Genomic DNA, 16,225 nt, shown 5'->3' on the forward strand with positions numbered 1-16,225 from the left:
TAATTCCTTCAATTATCTATAATAAGTTCATGTTTTTAATGCACATAGAACCTTTAGGCTCTTGAACTGTTAGAGCAAGGGGTGTGCCAACTCACACATACTAATAAAATCAAATAGTTATAAAGAGACAAAGATAGATACAAGCAAGATCTTGCCCGGAGGCGAGCAAGAAGTTGCCCGGTGAGCAAAAAGTTGCCCGAAAGAAGTGGAATAAGCATCACAAAACATGTCATGTCTGACACGCTGAAGCATCAGAGGTTCTTCTCATCCTGATAATGATGTTGCAGTTTTTCCACCTGTTTTTTCAGGGCGCGAACTTCCTGATGCAGCGGCACCACATGAAAAATCTGGATCCAAGACTCAACGAGCAACCCCATCAGAATGAGAGAACCCACCACCATCGGTAACCACATATCGGTTAACATCATGCCCAGTATGGTCAGAATAAAGCCAAAAGCGTACAAGTAGAATTGGCTTTTCAAGCTCATGCCAGTGTAACGAACTAACATACGCAACTCCCTTTGTTGACGTCCTAGCATCACAGTAGCATGAGATTGATGACGCATGTATGTCAGATATCACGCTTGTCACCGATATTGTTCACCAATAACCGACTCAGTATAAAATTGCTACGCCAGCCAAGCCGACAAACACAACAGCTGTTATTTTCCGGATCAGCCCCAAAGGTAGTCGATCAGCAGAAAGCTTCCCGATCAACACCACCGGCACATTCGCGATCATCATCCCAATGGTCGTACCCAAAACAACCCAGAGCAAACCATCGGCAAATTGAGCCCCTAACACGGAAGTCGCGATCTGTGTTTTATCCCCGATTTCTGCTACGAAAAACGCAATAAAACTGGCGACAAACGGGCCCCGACTCGAACAGGCACCAGCATCATCCATTTTATCTGGAATCAGCACCCAGCCTGCCATCGCTAAAAAGCTGACGAAGATGACCCATTTTAAAATATCCGGAGAAAGGTATTCAGCAACGACGACGCCCAGCCAGGCCGCGAGGGCATGATTGACCAGTGTTGCAAGGAAGATAGCGCTAATGATTGGCAACGGCTTGCGGTAGCAGCTTGCCAACATTAATGAAAGAAGTTGAGTTTTATCACCGATCTCTGCCAGCGTTACAGTTGTGATTGATATAGCTAAAATATTCACGACATGCTCTCGGGGCAGGATGACTAACCATAGACAAATATCGCGCCCTACCCCTAGTACCGCAATATTTGTCTAAGGTCTTGCTAAACTCCTGCGAGTCTCGAACGCCACGGTGACGGGCACCAATGATGTTGACGAACGAACCAGTAACATTGCCGCAGAATTGTCCCATTCTGAACCAATGGCGTGGTAAGCTACTCCCCAAAGACGCAGCGATTTTAACGGGCTTATGTGCGGAAAACAAGCATCGTATCGGTTTTATGCCGTGAAAAGAACAATGCACAACAATTAAACAAGATTGCCACTACTCGATGCGTCAATATATCGGTATAATTCAACGTTATTTTTCATGATTCAAACAACTCGCGCGAACCCGACTATGCAAACAAACTATGATATCAAAACCTTTCAGGGGATGATCCTCGCGCTGCAGGATTATTGGGCCCGTCAAGGATGTACGATTGTTCAACCTTTAGACATGGAAGTGGGTGCAGGCACGTCTCACCCGATGACTTGCCTGCGCGCAATCGGCCCCGAGCCAATTGCGACAGCTTATGTGCAGCCTTCCCGTCGCCCGACCGATGGTCGCTACGGTGAAAACCCGAACCGTCTGCAACACTATTATCAGTTTCAGGTGATGATCAAACCGTCACCGGATAATATCCAAGAACTTTATCTGGGCTCACTGAAAGCTCTGGGGATTGACCCACAAGTCCACGACATCCGCTTTGTCGAAGATAACTGGGAAAACCCGACTCTGGGCGCATGGGGACTCGGCTGGGAAGTTTGGCTCAATGGTATGGAAGTCACCCAGTTTACCTATTTCCAACAAGTCGGCGGTCTGGAATGCAAACCCGTCACTGGTGAAATTACTTACGGAATAGAACGTCTTGCAATGTATATTCAGAGCGTCGATTCCGTTTATGATCTCGTCTGGACGGACGGGCCGCTGGGTAAAGTCACCTACGGTGACATTTATCATCAAAATGAAGTCGAACAGTCGACCTATAACTTTGAACATGCAGACGTGGACTTCCTGTTCACCTTCTTCGATCAATGTGAAAAAGAGTGTCAGCATCTGCTGGAACTAGAAACACCACTCCCGTTACCTGCTTATGAACGCATTTTAAAAGCAGGACATGCATTTAACCTGCTCGATGCACGCAAAGCGATCTCGGTGACAGAACGTCAGCGCTACATTTTACGGATTCGTAATTTGACCAAAGCAGTCGCAGAAGCTTATTACGCATCTCGTGAAGCGTTGGGCTTCCCAATGTGCAAAAAGCAAGACCAACAGGCATAAAGGGAGAGAAAAGCATGGCTAAAGAACTTTTAATCGAATTGGGAACGGAAGAACTCCCACCGACACAGCTTCGCACACTGGCTGAAGCGTTTTACAACAACTTTCAGGCCGAACTCAACGCTGCTGATTTGCCTTTTGAAACAATGCAGTGGTACGCCACACCGCGCCGTCTGGCATTGAAAGTCACTGCATTGGCAGAACAGCAGCCGGACAAAGTCGTCGAAAAACGCGGCCCGGCAGTTACCGCCGCATTTGATGCTGACGGTAACCCAACCAAAGCGGCTGAAGGCTGGGCCCGTGGCAACGGAATTACGGTTGCACAAGCAGAACGGCTGACAACCGATAAAGGGGAATGGTTGCTGTTCAAACAAGCGGTAAAAGGCCAGTCCGCAAAAGCACTGATGGTTGAACTCGCTGCCAAAGCGTTATCGAACCTGCCAATCGCCAAACCGATGCGTTGGGGCGACCAAGACACCCAATTTATCCGCCCAGTCAAAACCCTGACCATTTTGTTGGATGAAGAATTGATCGAAGGTGAGATCCTCGGCGTTCAGTCTGACCGGGTAATTCGCGGTCACCGCTTTATGGGTGAACCTGAACTGACCCTCGAATCAGCAAGCCAGTATCCCGGCATTCTGCAGGAACGCGGCAAAGTCATCGCAGATTACGAAACCCGTAAAGCAATCATTATTGCGGATGCAAAAAAAGCAGCGACAGACGTTGGTGGGATTGCAGATCTGGAAGAAGACTTGGTTGAAGAAGTTGCATCGCTGGTCGAATGGCCGGTCGTTTTAACCGCTTCTTTTGAAGAAAAATTCCTTAAAGTTCCTTCAGAAGCACTGGTTTACACCATGAAGGGTGATCAGAAGTATTTCCCGGTTTACGACGTCAATAAAAACCTGCTACCAAAGTTCATTTTCGTCTCTAATATTGAGTCAAAAGAACCACGCCACGTTATTGAAGGGAATGAAAAAGTAGTTCGCCCCCGTCTCGCAGATGCTGAGTTTTTCTTCAACAATGACCGCAAACGTCCGTTAATTGATCGTCTGCCAGAACTCGAAACGGCCATCTTCCAGAAACAACTGGGCAGCATCAAAGATAAAACCGACCGGATTGCGGTGTTAGCCGCCTATATTGCAAAAAGCATTGGTGCCGATGTCGAGAAAGCAACCCGCGCAGCGTTACTGGCAAAATGTGACCTGATGACCTCCATGGTGTTTGAATTCACCGAGACTCAGGGCATCATGGGGATGCACTATGCGCGCCATGACGGTGAAGCGGAAGAGGTTGCTCTGGCACTCAATGAACAGTACATGCCACGCTTTGCCGGTGATCGTCTGCCGAGCAACGCCATCTCCGCTGCAGTCGCGATTGCCGATAAGCTTGACACCATTGTCGGTATTTTTGGTATCGGTCAGGCACCGAAAGGGTCAGATCCATACGCATTGCGCCGGGCGTCATTAGGCATTCTGCGGATTATTGTCGAAAACGGCTATCAGTTAGATTTGGTTGATTTAGTTGCCGAAGCGACAGCACAGTTCGGTGATAAACTCACCAATGCAAATGTAGAACATGATGTGATCGAATTTATGCTCGGCCGTTTCCGCGCCTGGTATCAAGATGAGGGATTCAGCGTTGATGTCATTCAGGCCGTATTGGCTCGTCATCCAACCAAACCGACTGATTTCGATCAGCGTGTTAAAGCGGTTTCTCACTTCCGTACCCTCGATGCAGCAGATTCACTGGCTGCGGCCAATAAACGTGTCGGTAATATTTTGGCCAAATTTGACGGTCAACTGGCAGAAGAGGTAGACCTAGCCCTGCTTCAAGAAGGGGCTGAGGTGGCACTGGCAGAGAATGTCGCCGTTCTGAGTGAAGCTCTGGAACCGGCATTTGCTAACGGTGATTATCAGTCAGCACTAAACCAGTTGGCGGCACTCAAAGAACCGGTTGACGCATTCTTTGAAGATGTGATGGTCATGGCGGATGATGAAGCCCTGAAAATCAACCGTCTGACCCTGCTCAACGATCTGCGCAATCTATTCTTAGAAATTGCTGATATTTCGGTATTGCAGAAATAATCCGATCAGACAGAAACAGCATTCACAAAGCCCTGTTCATTCATGCAGGGCTTTTTTGCCCCCACCAAAACAGTGCAAAAATGCACCAGCACGGTGACCGACTCGCCAACAAGAAACAAAAACATCAATTTAATTTATTGTTATTTATAATATTTTAAGGTTTGGCATGTCCTTTGCTGTTTTCTCTCGTTAGTTGCGAAGAGCATAAGCAGTAGTATTTTTAATCACAATTTGTCAAATAGATGTCTAGGGTTCCGGCTGCCACGGCAGTGACTGGTCCGAGAGACGTCAACCTCAGCGGAGGTCACACGGCGGGACAAAAGCCCGGGAGGCCAACCAATTATATTATTGGTTATGTCTCTGATGCGCTTGTTCATACCTATGACCCACAGTGGAGGTGGTCTATGAAATTTTTCCTGAAACCGTATCTCACGGCACTCGTTTTATCTGTCACTCTCATATCTTCTCTTACGCTTTCCCGTCCGGCATCTGCCGAAGAAAAATCACAATTTACGTTAGCATGGTCGATTTATGTGGGTTGGATGCCATGGGATTATGCTGATTCCTCCGGCATTCTGAAAAAGTGGGCCGATAAATATGGAATTCAAATCAACGTCGTTCAGGTCAATGATTATGTTGAATCGATCAATCAATACACCGCAGGACAGTTCGATGCAACCGTGATGACCAATATGGATGCCCTGACGATTCCGGCAGCCAGTGGCGTTGATTCAACGGCTGTCATCGTCGGTGATTTTTCCGCGGGTAATGATGGCATCGTTTTAAAAGGCGCACATAAAACGCTGGCTGATATCAAAGGTCAGAATATCAATCTGGTCGAACTCAGCGTGTCACATTACCTGCTGGCCCGGGCACTCGAAGCCGCTGGCTTGTCAGAAAAAGATGTACATGTCGTCAACACCTCCGATGCCGATATCGTAGCGGCTTATCAGACTCAGGATGTCACCGCTGTCGTCACTTGGAATCCATTACTGAGCGAAATTACCGCACTTCCCGATACATCACAGGTATTTAACTCAGCAAAAATCCCCGGAGAAATTATCGATCTGCTGGTCGCCAATACCAAAACCCTGCAAGACAACCCCAAGTTTGCCAAAGCCCTGACCGGTGCATGGTATGAAGTGATGTCAGTGATGAAATCACAAGACAAGGCCGACGCTGCCAAAACGATGATGGCGAAAGCATCTGGCACCGATCTGGCCGGTTATAACGCCCAACTACAGGCCACCCAAATGTTCTTCTCGCCTGCCGATGCGGTGCAATTTACCAACAGCGCTTCATTAATGAAAACCATGCAGAAAGTCGCGCAGTTCTCTTTTGATCACGGTCTGCTGGGCGAAGGCGCCCCGGATGCCAACTTTATCGGCATCGAAACGCCGACCGGGGTATTCGGTAATGCTGACAATATTAAGCTCCGCTTCAATCCGACCTACATGCAACTGGCGGCCGAACAAAAACTGTAATCGTGTGAAGTCGACTGTCGCACCGAACCAACTGTGGATCTGGAGTAGTTATGACCCGACTCATTAACCGGAAACCCTCACCGTTACTGCGCCTGATGTTAGGGGCTTTGCCCTTTGTGATTGTCCTTATCATCTACCTTGTCGCCTCGGATGCCCGTCTGAGCGTCAACCCGGCAGATAAATTGCTGCCCTCTTTCAGCAGCTTTGCTACTGCTGTTGAGCGGATGGCATTCACACCAAGCAAACGGACCGGAGAGTATCTGCTGCTCAACGATACACTAGCCAGCCTGCAACGGCTGGGTATCGGTGTCGGGTTGAGTGCGCTCATCGGTCTCTGTTTTGGGGTCGCCAATGGTATTCTTCCCCTGATCAGGTCTTCGTTATCACCTTTCGTGACTGCGATTTCCCTGATCCCGCCGATGGCGATCCTCCCTATCCTATTCATTATGCTCGGGCTGGGAGAGCTATCCAAAGTTACCCTTATCGTGATTGGGATCTGCCCAATCATCATCCGTGATATCCAGTTAAAAACCCAGTCACTCCCAGCAGAACAACTGATCAAAGCGCAGACACTGGGGGGCAATAGCTGGCAAATGATTGTCCGCGTGATTGTCCCGCAAATCTTGCCACATCTCATCGATGCCGTCCGGCTGACGCTGGGCAGCGCCTGGCTGTTTCTGATTGCTGCTGAAGCAATCGTCGCCACCGAAGGGCTGGGATATAGGATTTTTCTGGTCCGGCGTTATCTGTCCATGGACATCATTCTGCCGTATGTCTTGTGGATTACCCTGCTGGCTTTTGCGATGGACTGGCTGCTCAGGCACCTCTCCCGCCGGATCAACCCATGGCATCACCAGACTCAGGGAGGGTAAGCAGATGAAACAACCGATGCTGCAAATCCGCAATCTGTGGAAAGAATACGACGATAACATTGTCCTTGAACGGCTCAACCTCAATGTCCATGAAGGCGAGTTTATCAGTATTGTCGGAGCCTCCGGCTGTGGTAAAACCACCTTTCTCAACCTGTTACTGGGAACCGAATCAGTCAGCCGGGGTGAGATTCTGCTCGACAGTCAACCGCTTCGGCAAGAACCCAGCGTCGAGCGGGGCATTGTGTTTCAGAAATATTCGGTCTTTCCCCACCTGACCGTACTGGAGAATGTCATGATCGGGCTGGAATTCGGTTGTTCTCAGTTGAGTGGTCACCTGTTGGGCCGTACATTTGGCCACCAGCGGCAACTGGCTCAGCAACAGGCTCGCGCCATGTTGGCACAAGTCGGACTCAGTCATGCCGAACATCAGTATCCCCACCAGCTCTCCGGGGGAATGCGCCAACGACTATCAATCGCTCAGTCACTGGTCAAACAGCCGCGCATTCTGTTACTGGATGAGCCATTCGGGGCGCTGGATCCCGGCATTCGTAAAGACATGCACGAACTGGTACGGAAGCTGTGGCAGGAACAACATCTGACGGTATTCATGATTACCCACGATTTGAGCGAAGGCTTCCATCTTGGCAGCCGGATTTGGGTGTTTGACCATCCGCGTATTGACCCACAATCACCGGAACGCTACGGCGCACAAGTGACCTTCGATATTCCTTTACATAAAACCGCGGCTCAATCCGATCAGACACTTCATCTGCTGACTGAACGTTTCAGTCCGGTGAGCCCACCGATTCCTGATGCAATCTGAGGAACGCACAATGTCTAATACAACCATATCTAATGAAAACGTGTCTAATGAAAAGATACCGAATGAAAAAATAATGTCTTATACCAAACCGACGCAACCTTCAGCCCCAGAAGTTATTTTTACTGAAGTCATTCCCGGTGCCTCTCACTGGTCGATGAAAATACCACGCGGCTATACACTGACAGCGACCGATATTGAAGGTGGTGCGAATCTGAGTGTACTGTTTTACAATCCGGAAAATCTGCTGGAGCGCTACAATGCCCCCGATACACTCAAATGCCAGCACACCTTTAAACTCACGGCCGGCCACTGCCTTTACTCGGATATGGGGCGGATCTTTTGTCGCATCGAACACGATGATACCGGTTGGATCGACACCGTCTGTGGCGTCACCAATAAAGCCAAAGTAGCCCAAAAATGGGGAGAGCGCAGTTATCAAACTGACCGGAATCAATGGAAACAGAACGGCTATGACGCTCTGCTGGTTGAAGTTGCCAAATATGGCCTCGGCAAACGCGATCTGGCCGCCAATCTGAACCTGTTCAGCCAGGTACGCACCGATGCGGCGGGTCACCTCATCTATGAGAAAGACCATAGCCAGCCCGGTGATAGTATTGCCCTGTATTTCGAAATGGAAACACTGGTCATCCTGACCACTTGCCCGCATCCGCTCAACCCGGCGTCTGAATATCCGTTTAAGCCCGTACAACTGACACTGACCCAATCCAGTGAAACCGCCATTATTACCGAACCCGCACACGGAAAAGATGAAAATCAACGCGGTCTTGAAAATAACCGCCGCTACCACTGCATATCCCCTCAGGAGGTACTCTGATGATTATTGAAAGTCCATTACGCGCTGAAGATGCAATCCGCCGGGATACCGTTGCGGCCGGTGACTACTACATGAAAGTCGTCCATCAGGGGCAGACGGTCCGTATTCTTGATCTGGAAGGGAATCAGGCCGCAGATACACTATTTTACAACGCAAACAATCCAGCGGAACGCTATAGCGCAATCGATACGATTCGTGAGCAGGGCAATGTCTACCTGACCGCCGGCAGCCGAATCCTCTCCGATCAGGGCAACCTGATGCTGGAGATTGTTGCCGATACGTGTGGCCGTCACGATACTCTGGGCGGTGCCTGTGCGACCGAGAGCAACACGGTTCGCTATGCCATCGACAAAAAATGTATGCACGCTTGCCGTGACAGCTGGCTGCTGGCGGTCAGCGAACATGAAGAATTCGCCATGACCAAACGCGATATTACCCACAATATTAATTTTTTCATGAATGTACCGATCACCGAATCCGGCGGTCTGACCTTTGAAGACGGCATCAGTGCTCCGGGCAAATATGTCGAGCTCAAAGCAGCGATGGATGTCATTGTGCTGATTTCTAACTGCCCGCAACTGAACAATCCTTGTAATGCCTACAACCCAACACCGATAGACGTGTTGGTCTGGGACGTCTGAGCCCTCGCCCGTCTGAAAATCTGAGCCGGGGACGACCCCGATTCCGCTCATAAGACCCACGGGACGACCCAAAAAATAACGGAATCACTTATGTTGAATAAGGTATTGATTGCAAACCGCGGTGCGATTGCCTGCCGGATAATCAGAACGCTCAGGCAGATGAATATCACCAGTGTCGCGGTATACAGTGAAGCAGATGCTGAAAGTCTGCATGTCCTTCAGGCCGACGAAGCCTACTCTCTCGGAGAAGGCGCTGCGGCCGCGACTTATCTCGATCAGCAAAAAATTATCGCGCTGGCGAAATCCTGCCAAGCGGATGCCATTCATCCCGGTTACGGTTTTCTGAGTGAAAACCCGGCATTTGTCACCTTATGTGAGCAGTCCGGCATCACTTTTCTCGGCCCCACGCCGGAGCAGATGACCATATTCGGCCTGAAACATTCCGCCCGGGCGATAGCCTCACAAGCCAATGTCCCCCTGCTGCCGGGCAGTGATCTCATCAGCCATCTTGAAGATGCACAAATACAGGCAGAACAAATCGGATATCCGGTGATGCTCAAAAGTACTGCCGGAGGTGGCGGTATCGGCATGCAGCGATGCGACAATGCCGCAGAGTTGGCCCAGTCTCTGGACTCGGTACGACGACTGAGCGAAAACAATTTCAGTCACAGTGGTATTTTCCTAGAAAAATTTATCGAACAGGCACGCCATATTGAAGTGCAAATTTTCGGTGACGGACAAGGACAAGTGATCGCGCTCGGTGAACGGGACTGCTCGGCACAACGTCGCAACCAAAAAGTCATCGAAGAAACACCGGCACCGAATTTGAGTGAAACCACGCGTCAGGCGCTCCGCCAGACCGCTATCCGGCTGGCAACCGCGGTGAACTATCGCAGTGCCGGAACCATTGAGTTCGTACTCGATCAGCGAAGCGAGCATTTCTATTTTCTGGAAGTGAATACCCGCTTACAGGTCGAACATGGCGTCACAGAAGAAGTCTTCGGTATCGATCTGGTCGAGTGGATGGTTCAGCAAGGCGCCGGCACACTCGACTTATCCGCATGGCAGCACGACAACCAGCCCAACGGTCATGCGATTCAGGTGCGCCTTTATGCGGAAGACCCGAATAAAAACTTCCAACCCAGTGCCGGATTAATCAGCCACGTCGAATGGCCGCAACTACCGGGTTTACGCATCGAACACTGGATCGAAGCCGGGGTAGACGTCTCCCCATATTTTGATCCGATGCTGGCAAAAATTATCGTTCACGGCACGAATCGCGCTCAGGCACTGGATCGCATGATCCAAGCCCTCCGCCAGATCAGTCTGTACGGCCCGGAGCATAACCAGTGTTATCTACAACAGCTGATTCAGACGCCATTATTCCAAGCGGGTAAGATTCTGACCCGCAGTCTGGATGACTTTGTTTATCAACCACAGACCGTCGATATTCTCAATGGCGGCACTCAGACGACGATTCAGGATTATCCGGGCCGTCAGGGTTACTGGCATGTCGGCGTACCACCCTCCGGGCCGATGGATTCTCTCAGCTTCCGGCTGGCCAACCAGTTGCTACACAATGATGACCATTGTGCCGGACTGGAGATCATCGTGACCGGTCCGACACTGCGATTCAACATGACCAAACAGATTGTTCTGACCGGTGCAGAGATTCAGGCCACGCTGGACGATAAACCACTGAAAATGGGCGCTATCACTGAGGTTCAAGCCGGTCAAACCTTACGGCTGGGTAAAATTACCGGCCCCGGAGCCCGCAGTTATCTGGCGGTTGAAGGTGGCTTTCAGTGTCCGGATTATCTCGGCAGCAAATCAACGTTTACCTTAGGTCAGTTCGGTGGGCATACCGGACGCGCCCTGCGTAGCGGAGATGTGCTGCATCTGGATCCGTCCGTCAGCCGACCGCAAAGCGTGACGGAACATCCGGCCGCCCTGCCGGAACTGTCCGACAGCTGGCAGATTCACGTCATGTATGGCCCGCATGGTGCTCCGGATTTTTTCACCGATGATGATATTCAGGCATTCTTTGCCGCCAGTTGGACAGTGCACTTCAACTCCAGCCGCACCGGTGTCCGTTTAGTCGGCCCGAAACCGGACTGGGCCCGCCCGGACGGCGGCGAAGCCGGGTTGCACCCGTCCAACATCCACGACAATGCTTATGCGATCGGCACCATCGATTTTACCGGTGATATGCCGGTCATTCTGGGACCGGACGGCCCCAGTCTCGGCGGATTCGTCTGCCCGGCCACCGTGATCAAAGCTGATTTATGGAAAATCGGTCAGCTCAAAGCAGGCGATAAGGTTCACTTTGTGCCGGTTTCTCTGGCCGAAGCGGAAGATGCCGAGCAACGGCAACATGCACAGATCCGCCGGTGTCAGGTTGAGCCCTATCCATTCACACCAGCGCTGCCAGACACCCCGATCGTCGCTGAAATCCCGGCCTCAGCCAATCAGGAACAGGTCATCTACCGCCAGTGCGGTGAAGATTTTCTGCTGGTGGAATACGGGCCTCAGGTGCTGGATATCCGGCTGCGTTTTCGCGTACACGCGCTCATGCTCAGACTGGAGCAACGCAAATTATCCGGTGTTCAGGAACTGACGCCGGGGATTCGCTCGCTGCAAATTCACTATGACAATCTGCATCTGCCCCGCCGACAACTGCTCGACACACTGATCGAATTAGAGCAACAACTGGGGGATATTGACCAGTTAACAGTGCCGGCGAGAATCGTTCACCTGCCGCTGTCCTGGGATGATGAAGCCACCCGGCTGGCGATTCGTAAGTACGAAGAAGTGGTCAGAAAAGATGCGCCGTGGTGTCCGGATAATATTGAATTTATTCGCCGGATTAACGGCCTGCAATCGGTCGATGACGTTAAGCAGATCGTCTTTGATGCCAGCTATCTGGTGATGGGACTGGGTGATGTGTATCTCGGTGCACCGGTCGCAACACCGTTGGATCCGCGCCATCGACTGGTCACCACCAAATACAATCCGGCCCGGACCTGGACACCGGAAAACGCGGTCGGTATCGGTGGCTCGTATTTGTGTGTCTATGGAATGGAAGGCCCGGGCGGCTATCAGTTCGTCGGGCGCACCTTACAGATGTGGAATCGCTACCGCACTACGCCTTACTTCCAACAACCCTGGCTGTTGCAATTTTTTGATCAGATTCGCTTCTATCCGGTCAGTGCCGATGAGTTACACACCATTCGTCAGCAACATCCGCGAGGCCAGTATCCGTTAAAAATAGAAACCACGACTTTCTCGCTGGGTGAATACCAAAAGCTGCTTGAAAACCATGCCGATGCAATTGCGCAGTGCAAATCCCGTCAGCAAACGGCTTTCGAAGCTGAAAGACAGCGTTGGGCTGAGAGCGGTCAGGCTAATTTTATTGCTGAAGATGTCACGCTGGAAACCGAAACTGAGAGCTGGGCTGTCGATGAGGGCTGCGAAGCGGTGGAAAGTCATGTCACCGGTAATATCTGGCAAATACAGGTTCAGCCCGGCCAAACCGTCACGGCAGGTGAGACCATTGCGGTTCTCGAAGCGATGAAAATGGAGCTGGAAGTCACCTCACCGATCAGCGGCACCGTTGAGACCATTTGTCATACAGCCGGTTCACCGATTCAGGCCGGTCAGCCCATTTTAACCATAAGAACGGCTGAGTCAGCCAGCCTGACGACTCATCCCGTTTCATGATGTAAGGAAGCAAACCGATGACCATACTCACCATCTCACAATTACAGACCGCGTACCGCAGTGGAGATCTCTCGGTACGGCACTTTTTACATCAACAACTAAAGCTGGCTCAGGCAGACTCACACCAAGCCTGGATCAGTACCATCACCCCCGCACAACTCGATCAATACCTTGATGATTTGTCTGCCTGCGATGTAGACGAACTCCCGCTGTATGGCGTTCCTTTCGCCATCAAGGACAATATCGATCTGGCGGGGCTGGCAACCACTGCCGGATGCGAAGCATATCGCTACCATCCGGAACATTCCGCGTTTGTGGTCGAACGCCTGATTGCTGCCGGTGCGATTCCGCTGGGGAAAACCAATCTGGATCAGTTTGCGACCGGGCTGGTCGGAACACGGAGTCCGTGGGGAGCCACCACCAACAGCTTCAATCCTGAATATATTTCCGGTGGCTCAAGTGCGGGCAGTGCCGTGGCAGTTGCCACCGGTCAGGTTCTGTTTGCGTTGGGAACGGATACCGCGGGTTCGGGTCGGGTGCCGGCCGCTTTCAATAATATTTACGGGCTCAAACCAACCAAAGGCGTACTCAGTTGCCGTGGGGTGGTGCCCGCCTGTCGCAGCCTCGACTGTGTCACCTTTTTTACCAGTCACGGTGAAGATCTGGCGTTGTTGCATCAGGTCGCTGCGACCTATGATCGTCAGGACAGCTACGCCCGACCGGATGTCCACCCGATTCATACGCTCCCGAAAGTTACATTTCAGGGACTACGTATCGGTGTACCACAACCGGAGCAACTGAATTTTTTCGGGAATCAGGCATACCAGACCAGTTTCGAACAGGTACTCGAGAGACTGACGGCTCTGGGCGCAGAACTGGTTCCGTTTGATTTATCGCCGTTTCTCGCCGCCGCTAAATTGCTGTATCAGGGGCCGTGGGTTGCTGAACGTTATGCTGCCATTCAGTCGTTTTTCGAACAGGATGCCTCACGCTGTCTGCCAGTGATTCAGACCATTATCGGCCAGGCCACACAGTTGTCAGCCGTGGATACTTTCCGAGGGTTTTATCAGTTGCAGGATTACCAAGTCACCTGTGATGCCTTGCTGGACAATGTCGATGTGGTAATCACACCAACCGCAGGAACGATCTACACGATTGAAGCGGTCAATCAGGATCCGGTCACACGCAACAGCAATCTTGGTTACTACACTAACTTCATGAATCTGCTCGATTACTGTGCCATTGCAATCCCGGGCGGATTCACCAACACAGCCATGCCATTCGGCTTTACCCTGTTTGCCCCGGCATTCTCCGACAGAAAGCTGATGGATCTGGCTTGCGAATGGCAACAACGTATCCGTTTACCCGTCGGAGCCAGTGGCCAGTATCCGCCTCAGACGTCGCACCTTGATCTGCTGGTCTGTGGGGCTCACATGCAGGGATTACCGCTCAACCACCAGCTCACCAGCGTGGGAGCAACCCTCAAACAACAGACTCACACAGCGGCAAACTACCGCTTGTATGCGCTGGCCGGCGATCCACCGCAACGTCCCGGCCTCGTCCGCAATGAAACCGAAGGCACAAGTATTGAGGTTGAAATCTGGTCGGTGCCGATTCAGGCAATCGGTGCCCTGCTTGTTCAGATTCCACATCCGCTCGGTCTGGGTACCGTTGAGCTGGCCAACGGTGACTGGGTGAAAGGATTTATCTGTGAACCGATCGGCCTCAGCGATGCCACAGATATCAGTCACTTTGGCGGCTGGCGAACCTATTTGCGCACATCCCCGGTTCAGAGATAGCACACAACACGGCCTGTCAGCAAACCTGTACGAAATCCCCCTAAAGATGGAGGAGATAAATCAAGAGGTAAGAGTTGCTTTTCAAGCAAAAATCATTACGGTTAACTCAGGTGTCGGTACATTGTGGATGAGTGCCGTAATCATCCTACTGATGTCCCGGCATCATTTCCGGTCACGAAAAGCGATTCTTTCCTATTACAAAAATATATCAGGTAATTCAGTCATGCAGTTCTCTTCGTTTGGTGAAAAATTTAACCGATACTCAGGTATCACTCAGCTCATGGATGATCTCAACACCGGCCTTCGCACTCCCGGAGCCATTATGCTCGGCGGCGGAAACCCGGCAGCCATCCCAGCCATGCTCGATTATTTTCATCAGGCGAGCCAGTCGCTGCTCGATAGCGGCGAGCTGGTTGCTGCCATGACAAACTACGACGGTCCGCAAGGAAAAGACGCCTTTCTGCGGACGCTGGCAGCGCTGCTGCGAGAAAACCTCGGTTGGGATATCTCAGAAAAAAACATCAGCCTGACCAATGGCAGTCAGAGCAGCTTTTTTCATCTGTTCAACTTGCTGGCAGGCAAACAACCGGACGGCTCACATAAGAAAATTCTGCTGCCTCTGGCCCCGGAATATATTGGTTATGGGGATGCCGGCATTCATGAGGAGATGTTTATCTCTTACCGGCCAGACATCGAAATGCTTGATCATGGCTTGTTCAAATACCATATTGATTTCGAACATCTGCAAGTGGATGACTCAATTGCCGCGATCTGTGCCTCCCGCCCAACCAATCCAACCGGCAATGTGCTGACAGACGAAGAAGTCCGTAAACTCGATCAACTGGCACGTCAGCATCAGATTCCGCTGATTATCGATAATGCCTATGGGTTGCCGTTTCCAAATATTATTTTTGAAGATGTGACGCCGTTCTGGAATGAAAACACCATTTTATGTATGAGCCTGTCGAAACTCGGCTTACCGGGCGTCCGCTGCGGAATCGTGATAGCTAATGAAGAAATCACCCAAGCCATGACGAATCTCAGCGGTATTATTAATCTTTCCCCCTGCAGTATCGGCCCGGCAATCGCCAATTATATGATTGAACAAGGCGATCTACTGCGCCTCAGTGACCATGTAATCCAACCGTTCTACCGGCAAAAATCCCAACGCGCCATCAAACTGCTCCAACAGGCGATTCCTGATCCGCGTTTTCGGATCCACAAACCGGAAGGTGCCATCTTCCTCTGGCTATGGTTCGACGAACTGCCGATCACCACAATGGAACTCTATCAGCGCTTGAAAGATCGGGGGGTACTGATTATCCCCGGAGAGTATTTCTTTATCGGTCAGCAGGAAGAATGGGAACACGGTCATCAATGCTTGCGGATGAATTATGTGCAAGACGACGAACAGATGCAAAAAGGGATTGATATCATCGCAGAAGAAGTCACAAAGGCCTATGGGGAAGGGGTTTAAGTATCAAGGGGGAATATCCC

The 16,225-nt window shown here is 51.0% G+C and carries 13 protein-coding genes and 1 riboswitch; of the genes, 11 read left to right on the forward strand and 2 right to left on the reverse strand.

Features of this window, described 5'->3' with window-relative positions:
- Positions 1 to 251: 251 nt before the first annotated feature.
- Positions 252 to 509, reverse strand: a complete 258-nt coding sequence (locus tag AC55NX_RS19225; protein WP_059123185.1) for a hypothetical protein — start codon at positions 507 to 509, stop codon at positions 252 to 254.
- 106 nt (positions 510 to 615) lie between these two features.
- Positions 616 to 1,170, reverse strand: coding sequence for a TMEM165/GDT1 family protein (locus AC55NX_RS19230; protein ID WP_496997201.1), 555 nt, complete (start codon positions 1,168 to 1,170; stop codon positions 616 to 618).
- A 125-nt stretch (positions 1,171 to 1,295) separates the two neighbouring features.
- Here AC55NX_RS19230 and AC55NX_RS19235 point away from each other — a divergent pair, with 125 nt between their 5' ends.
- From AC55NX_RS19235 to AC55NX_RS19285, 11 genes are all read left to right on the forward strand, one after another.
- The gene (locus AC55NX_RS19235) at positions 1,296 to 1,439 is read left to right on the forward strand and encodes a hypothetical protein (protein WP_496997202.1); all 144 of its coding nucleotides are present in this window, start codon (positions 1,296 to 1,298) and stop codon (positions 1,437 to 1,439) included.
- 110 nt (positions 1,440 to 1,549) lie between these two features.
- Positions 1,550 to 2,473, forward strand: coding sequence for a glycine--tRNA ligase subunit alpha (gene glyQ / locus AC55NX_RS19240; protein WP_496997203.1), 924 nt, complete (start codon positions 1,550 to 1,552; stop codon positions 2,471 to 2,473).
- A 14-nt stretch (positions 2,474 to 2,487) separates the two neighbouring features.
- Positions 2,488 to 4,554 carry a glycine--tRNA ligase subunit beta gene (gene glyS, locus AC55NX_RS19245; RefSeq protein WP_496997204.1) on the forward strand — a complete coding sequence of 689 codons (2,067 nt, stop codon included), beginning with the start codon at positions 2,488 to 2,490 and terminating at the stop codon, positions 4,552 to 4,554.
- Positions 4,555 to 4,789: 235 nt separating this feature from the next.
- A riboswitch (guanidine-I (ykkC/yxkD leader) is annotated at positions 4,790 to 4,887 on the forward strand.
- A gap of 71 nt (positions 4,888 to 4,958) precedes the next feature.
- The gene (locus tag AC55NX_RS19250; RefSeq protein WP_496997205.1) at positions 4,959 to 6,038 is read left to right on the forward strand and encodes a putative urea ABC transporter substrate-binding protein; all 1,080 of its coding nucleotides are present in this window, start codon (positions 4,959 to 4,961) and stop codon (positions 6,036 to 6,038) included.
- Positions 6,039 to 6,088: 50 nt separating this feature from the next.
- Positions 6,089 to 6,910, forward strand: coding sequence for an ABC transporter permease (locus AC55NX_RS19255; RefSeq protein ID WP_496997206.1), 822 nt, complete (start codon positions 6,089 to 6,091; stop codon positions 6,908 to 6,910).
- Positions 6,911 to 6,914: 4 nt separating this feature from the next.
- Positions 6,915 to 7,733, forward strand: coding sequence for an ABC transporter ATP-binding protein (locus tag AC55NX_RS19260; protein ID WP_059123180.1), 819 nt, complete (start codon positions 6,915 to 6,917; stop codon positions 7,731 to 7,733).
- Between the two features lie 73 nt (positions 7,734 to 7,806).
- Positions 7,807 to 8,568, forward strand: coding sequence for an urea amidolyase associated protein UAAP1 (locus AC55NX_RS19265; protein WP_496997207.1), 762 nt, complete (start codon positions 7,807 to 7,809; stop codon positions 8,566 to 8,568).
- Positions 8,568 to 9,209 carry an urea amidolyase associated protein UAAP2 gene (locus AC55NX_RS19270; RefSeq protein WP_496997208.1) on the forward strand — a complete coding sequence of 214 codons (642 nt, stop codon included), beginning with the start codon at positions 8,568 to 8,570 and terminating at the stop codon, positions 9,207 to 9,209. Before AC55NX_RS19265 ends, AC55NX_RS19270 begins: the two co-directional genes overlap by 1 nt.
- A 90-nt stretch (positions 9,210 to 9,299) precedes the next feature.
- Positions 9,300 to 12,929 carry an urea carboxylase gene (gene uca / locus AC55NX_RS19275; protein WP_496997209.1) on the forward strand — a complete coding sequence of 1,210 codons (3,630 nt, stop codon included), beginning with the start codon at positions 9,300 to 9,302 and terminating at the stop codon, positions 12,927 to 12,929.
- 17 nt (positions 12,930 to 12,946) lie between these two features.
- A complete protein-coding gene (gene atzF / locus AC55NX_RS19280; protein WP_496997210.1) occupies positions 12,947 to 14,728 on the forward strand; it encodes an allophanate hydrolase in 1,782 nt (593 codons plus the stop codon).
- Between the two features lie 223 nt (positions 14,729 to 14,951).
- Complete coding sequence (locus tag AC55NX_RS19285) at positions 14,952 to 16,205, forward strand: valine--pyruvate transaminase (RefSeq protein WP_496997211.1); 1,254 nt, start codon at positions 14,952 to 14,954, stop codon at positions 16,203 to 16,205.
- The last annotated feature ends 20 nt before the right edge of the window (positions 16,206 to 16,225 follow it).

The sequence above is a fragment of the Vibrio rubrogenes genome (assembly GCF_059641415.1).